This window comes from uncultured Romboutsia sp. (assembly GCF_958366745.1).
Taxonomy (GTDB): Bacteria; Bacillota; Clostridia; order Peptostreptococcales; family Peptostreptococcaceae; genus Romboutsia; species Romboutsia timonensis.
The window spans coordinates 1-6,514 of sequence record NZ_CATXCO010000138.1 but is presented as its reverse complement, the minus strand read 5'-3'; the positions used below and the strand labels follow the sequence as shown (position 1 = coordinate 6,514).

The following is a 6,514-nucleotide window of genomic DNA, read 5'->3' as shown; positions in this document are numbered from 1 at the left end:
AGAATTAAAGCAGCCTTATGTGTATCAAAGATTAAGTGAAGATGAAAAGGATTTAGAATATGGAGATATAATATTATCAGTAAAATACAAACTTAAAAAAGCAAAATCAATAGATAAAATAAATGAAATTATGAAATTAAAAAATCAAGAGATAATAGTAGAATTATCTAGAGAAGGAAAAAACTATACACAAAAGATGACTACAGATCAACTTAGGATGTATGTATTAAAAGAAAGTGTATCTGGAATAGGTACTATAACAGCAACAAATGAAAGTGGAGAATTTGTTGGGATATCTCATAGTATAAAAATGGCAAATAGAGCAATAGAGTTTAATAAATGTGAAGTTTTTGAAACGTCATATGTTCAAGAAATAAAATCTTATAAGGATAGAGTAGGAAGTTTAATAGCCAATATAACTGATAAAAAAATAGGTAGTGTATACTCAATGGGAGAATATGGAGTTAAAGGAAAGTATGATAATTTTAAATATTCTAAGAAAAAGTCTTTAGAAATAGCAGAACCTAAAAAGGGTAAAGCATATATATATTGTAAAACGCCAGTTACAAATGAACTAAAGTTACACGAGATAGAAATAACAAAAGTTGGCAAAGAATCTTCTCAAATAAAGATAGTTGATGAAAATCTAATAAAATATAGAGGAGGAGCAGTTGTAGGTATGAGTGGATCACCGATAATACAAGATAATAAAATTGTAGGTGGATTAAGAAGTATAGTTATAAAAAATCCTACAAGAGGTTATATTGCTAATATTCACAGTATGTTGTATGATAGATATGAAATTTAGACATTGGAGAGAGTAATATGAATTTAAAAAGAATAACTATTATAATTATACTAATAATAGCAGTATTATTAGGTGTGTACTTGTTTGTACCAATTAACAATTCTAAAGGTGAAGATATAAGCTATAAACCTAATAATAAAATAGAAGCTACCGACAATAAAGAAACTATCCAAACAATAGAATTCCTTAAATCTATATCAGGATTAAAGGCTAAAAATATAGAATTAATAGATAATCCAGTAGGAATTAAAGGCGAATTTTTAGCACCAAAAGAATCTATATTAAATGGAGTAGATTATTTCTTAAAACATACTGAAAATGATAAAATGACAAATGTTAAAGTAGATATAGGAGATAGTTATATAGCTATAAGAGTTGATTACAAAATAACTAAGAGTATAACTACACCAATAGAGGTAAAAATAATTCCTACATTAAACAATAATAAAGATTTAGAACTTAAAATAAAAGAAGTTAAGTTTTTAGATTTAAAAGTAGCAGATTGGATAGTTAATATGGGATTAAAGAGCTTTATAAAAGATTGGTTCCCAAAAGATGAAAATATTAATGTGGAATTTAAAGACGGAGTTGTAGTAATATATAAAGATAACTTTAATGGAATAGAGTTAGATAAACTTAAAGTAGAATCAACAGGATTAAATATTAATATGACTATAGATTTAAATACTATAATTAAAAATATAAATTCTAAAAATAAATAATAAAGAGGTATGAAGAAAATAGCTTCATACCTCTTTATTATTTATCAAATATATTTAGTTAATGTAATTTTTATACTATATATTTCTATATTTATTACTATATAAATTATTTATTAATTCTTAAATTAATTAAATTGAGTATAAATAATATTAATAATAGTTAATACTTATAAGTAATATTAAAAACTTACAAATAATTATAAGTTTTAATTTAGAAATATAAAGGAGAATTTATGAAAAAAATACATATTAATGAACCTAAAAGTTATAAAGGACATAGTTTAATACTACTTCTTCTTTTAAATATATTTGATGGGTTAATAACATATATAGGTTTAGAATTTGGGTTTTACCAAGAAATGAATGTGCTTGTAAATAATATATATAATTATAGTTCAAATTTATTCTTATTAATAAAAGTAATAATACCTACCGCTATTTTAATTTTATTAGTATTAAATATTAAAGATAACTTATCAAAAATAACAAAACTATTTATATATACAGCTAATATAGTGTATGTATTTATAGGTTCATATCATATATTATTATTAATACAATTAATGTACTCTATATAATATATAAAAATGATGTATATTTTATATACTTTATGTTTATTTTATTTTTTAAGCTAATAACTTCATAAGTATTAAGAAATACTATAAATAAGTAAGAGAATAAATATAGGAGGGAAAAATGTATTATAAACAAAAGTATATAGAATCTATAGAAACTTTAAAATCAAATATAAATGGATTAAGTAGTGATGAAGCTAAAAAAAGATTAGAAGAACATGGATATAATGAACTTAAAGAAGGTGTTAAAGTTCCAACTTGGAAGTTATTTTTAGAAAGCTTCAAAGATCCGTTAGTTATAATACTTTTAATAGCGGCACTTGTACAAATATTTTTAGGTGAGGTTGTTGAATGCGTAATAATATTTATAGTTATAATACTAAACTCAATATTAGAAGTAACTCAAACTAAAAAAGCTGATGGATCATTAGAAAGCTTAAAAAAGCTATCTGCACCAAAAGCAAAAGTAATAAGAGATAATCAAAAGCAAACTATAGAAGGACGAGAATTAGTCCCTGGAGATATAGTAATCCTTGAAGCTGGAGATTATATCCCTGCAGACGGAAGAATTATAGAAGCACAAACTTTAAAGATAGTAGAAGGTATGCTTACAGGTGAGTCAGAACCAGTATTAAAACATAGTGAAAAAATAGATGAAGAGGTTGGTATAGGCGATCAAAAAAATATGGTATTTAGTGGTTCTTTAGTTGTATATGGAAGAGGAACATTCGTAGTAACATCTACTGGAATGAATACTGAAATGGGTAAAGTAGCCAATTTACTTGAAACTGCAGAGAATAAACAAACTCCATTACAACAAAAGCTTGATGAGTTTAGTAAAAAGCTTGGTGGATTAATAATAGTTATAGCAGCACTTATATTTATAATTCAAGTTGTTAGAAGTTTTATGAGTGATGTGGATATACCGAAAGCAAAAATTATAGCAGATTCATTTATGTTTGCAATTGCAGTAGCAGTAGCAGCTATTCCAGAAGCTTTATCATCTATTATAACGATAGTTTTATCTGTTGGAACAAATGATATGGCTAAAAAACAAGCTATAATTAGAAAATTACCAGCAGTTGAAACATTAGGATCTACAAGTGTTATATGTACAGATAAAACTGGTACATTAACGCAAAATAAAATGACAGTAGTAGATTTTTATATGTATGAAACACCTAAAGAAGATATGAGTACACAAAATATTAACTATTCATATCAATCTAAAACACTAACTGTAGCATCTGCTATATGTAATGATTCAAATATAAATAATGAAGGAAAAGAAATAGGAGATCCAACAGAAGTTGCATTAATAAAATTCGCTAATAGCAGAAATCTAGATTATAATATCTTAAGAAATAGATACAATAGACTAAGTGAAATACCATTTGATAGTGATAGAAAACTTATGTCTACAGTAAATAATATTCATGGAAATGTCTATATGTTTACTAAAGGAGCTCCTGATGTAGTATTTAGTAGATGTAAGTATGCAATGGTTGATGGAGATACTGTAGATATAAATGATGATATATTAAATTCGTATAGAAGTATGAACGAAGAATTTTCAAATAAAGCACTAAGAGTCTTAGCTTTTGCTATAAAAGATGTAGAAGATGATAATTTTGTTCCATCATTAGAGGATGAAGTTGATATGACTTTAGTAGGTCTTATGGCAATGATAGATCCACCTAGAGAAGAAGTATATGAAGCTGTTAGAGAAGCTAAAAGTGCTGGAATAAAAACTGTTATGATAACTGGAGACCATAAAACTACAGCAGCGGCTATAGCAAAAGATATTGGTATAATGGATGATGGTGATATTGCCTTAACAGGACAAGAGTTAGATTCACTTACTGATGAAGAGTTAGATGAAAAGTTAGAGCATATCCCAGTATATGCAAGAGTGTCACCTGAGAATAAAATACGTATAGTTAGAGCATGGCAGAAAAAAGGAAAAATAACAGCAATGACAGGTGACGGTGTAAATGATGCTCCTGCTTTAAAGCAAGCAGATATAGGAATAGGTATGGGTAGTGGTACAGATGTTGCTAAAGATGCAGCTGCTATGATATTAGTTGATGATAACTTTGCCACAATAGTAAATGCCGTTGAAGTAGGTAGAACTGTTTATAAAAACATTAAAAAGTCTATAACTTACTTATTTGCAGGAAACTTTGCAGGTATACTTGCTATATTATTTGCAGTATTTGCTAACTGGGCAAATCCATTTACAACATTACAACTATTATTTATAAACTTAATAACGGATTCTCTTCCTGCTATATCTCTAGGATTTGAAAAGCCTGAAAAAAATATTATGACAAAAGCACCAAGAGACCCAAATGAAAGTATATTAGCTGGAGGAACTATACAAGCAGTTTTATTTAGAGGTACAATAATAGGTATTGTAGTAATAATAGCTCAATTTATAGGAAGGCAAATATCTCCATATGTTGGAACTGCAATGGCATTTTCTACTATCACACTATGTAGAATATTACAAACACTACCAGCAAGATCAAATGAGTATACATTAAAGGAAATAGGATTGTTTTCAAATATGTATGTTATATATGCAATAATAGCTTGTTTACTTATATACGGCATTACGTTACTTCCATTTATGAGACCTATATTTGATATACCTTTAGAATTTGGAATTTATCAATTAGGAATATGTGTATTACTAGCTATAATATCTACATTAATAATGGAGATTATTAAATTTAGGAAATCAAATGAAAGATAAATAAAAATAGGTATACTCTAAAAAAGTATACCTATTTTTATTTATATCAATTATTTATAAAATTAAAAATTATACTTTTAAAGAGAATTTCTTTCAAAATTATAGTTATTATAAAATTATAACATTTAATCGTATTATATATAAAGAAAAATAATAAAATATTCGTTATTGTATTTAATATATAACTTAAATATTGTATAATATACTAAATTAATGAAATAAATTGGGATTTTTTATCGTTAAATATGTACGATGAAGATAAAGTTATATATTAATATTTAAAGGGAGAGAATTAAGAAAATGATACTTATAAAAAATGGGAGAATAATAGACCCACACTCTAAAAGGGATGAAGTAGTAGATATAGTAATAAGAGATAATAAAATATTAAAAATAGGTAAGTGCTCATTAACAGATGAATATGAAAAAGTTATAGATGCTAGCGGATGTATAGTAGCACCTGGACTTATAGATGTTCATGTTCACTTTAGAGATCCAGGATTTACTCATAAAGAAGATATAGAAACTGGTTCAAAGTCAGCTGCAAAAGGTGGATTTACAACAGTCGTATGTATGGCAAATACTAATCCTATAGTTGATAATGAAGAAACTTTAGAATACATAAAAGAAAAAGCTAAAACATCTCCTATAAATGTTTTACAAGCCTGTGCTATAACTAAAGGTTTTAAAGGAAAAGAATTAGTTGATATGAAATATCTTAAAGAATGTGGAGCAGTAGGATTTACTGATGATGGACTTCCTATAATGGATAGTGATGTTATATATAATGCTATGTTAAAAGCAAAAGAGCTTGATGTTCCTTTAAGTTTTCATGAAGAAGACCCATTTCTTATAACTGTAGCTGGTATAAATGAAGGGGAAATATCTAAAAAGTTAGGTATATCTGGGGCAAGTAATGTAGCAGAAGATGTTATGGTAGCAAGAGATTGTATGATAGCTATAAAAACAGGTGCAAAGGTAAACATACAACATATAAGTTCTGGAGTGTCTGTTGAAACTGTAAGAATGGCTAAGAAATTAGGTGCTAATGTATATGCAGAAGCAACACCACATCATTTTACTTTAACCGAAGAGGATGTATTAAATTATGGTACAAATGCTAAAATGAATCCTCCTCTTAGAACTGAAAATGATAAATTAAAAATAATAGAAGGATTACAGGATGGTACAATAGAAATAATAGCAACAGATCATGCTCCTCATACTTATGAAGAAAAGAATGTAGAATTTGCTAAATCTCCAAGTGGAATAGTAGGGCTTGAGACTGCATTAGCTCTTGGTATAACTAATTTAGTTAAAAAAGGCTATTTAAGTATGATGACATTACTTGAAAAAATGACTATAAACCCAGCAAAACTTTACAATCTAGATTGTGGATTTTTAAAAGAGGGTTCTGTAGCTGATTTAGTAATATTTAATCCTAATGAAAGTTATAAAGTAAGTAAATTTGAATCAAAATCTTTTAATTCACCATTTATAGGACATGAGTTATATGGAAAGATTAATTATACTATATGTAGAGGGAAGATAGTATTTGATGGCATGAGTAAATAGACAAATTTAAAAGAGATTACTTAAATTTAAAATGGATCCTATATGGTGGACACGAGAAAAAGCGTGTCTGTCTATA

5 protein-coding genes are annotated in these 6,514 nt (G+C 26.8%); all 5 read left to right on the top strand.

The window, feature by feature from the left end; translation table 11 throughout:
• Nucleotides 1–808, top strand: an 808-nt coding sequence (locus Q5F54_RS09350; RefSeq protein WP_302334299.1) for a SpoIVB peptidase S55 domain-containing protein, incomplete at its 5' end; no start/stop codon positions are given.
• A 17-nt stretch (nt 809–825) separates the two neighbouring features.
• Entirely contained in the window at nt 826–1,530 is a 705-nt protein-coding gene (locus tag Q5F54_RS09345; protein WP_288247677.1) for a hypothetical protein, read from the top strand.
• A gap of 233 nt (nt 1,531–1,763) precedes the next feature.
• Nucleotides 1,764–2,108: a DUF5658 family protein gene (locus Q5F54_RS09340; RefSeq protein ID WP_288526634.1), complete on the top strand. Its 345-nt coding sequence runs from the start codon at nt 1,764–1,766 to the stop codon at nt 2,106–2,108.
• Between the two features lie 118 nt (nt 2,109–2,226).
• On the top strand, nt 2,227–4,863 hold the full coding sequence (locus Q5F54_RS09335; protein ID WP_302334298.1) for a calcium-translocating P-type ATPase, PMCA-type: 2,637 nt from the start codon (nt 2,227–2,229) through the stop codon (nt 4,861–4,863).
• A 300-nt stretch (nt 4,864–5,163) separates the two neighbouring features.
• On the top strand, nt 5,164–6,438 hold the full coding sequence (locus Q5F54_RS09330) for a dihydroorotase (protein ID WP_302334297.1): 1,275 nt from the start codon (nt 5,164–5,166) through the stop codon (nt 6,436–6,438).
• Nucleotides 6,439–6,514: the final 76 nt, after the last annotated feature.

Bases quoted from the DNA above. Each gene is read 5' to 3' on its own strand.
- Q5F54_RS09345 (WP_288247677.1), top strand. From the start codon at position 826: ATGAATTTAAAAAGAATAACTATTATAATTATACTAATAATAGCAGTA.
- Q5F54_RS09340 (WP_288526634.1), top strand. From the start codon at position 1,764: ATGAAAAAAATACATATTAATGAACCTAAAAGTTATAAAGGACATAGT.
- Q5F54_RS09335 (WP_302334298.1), top strand. From the start codon at position 2,227: ATGTATTATAAACAAAAGTATATAGAATCTATAGAAACTTTAAAATCA.
- Q5F54_RS09330 (WP_302334297.1), top strand. From the start codon at position 5,164: ATGATACTTATAAAAAATGGGAGAATAATAGACCCACACTCTAAAAGG.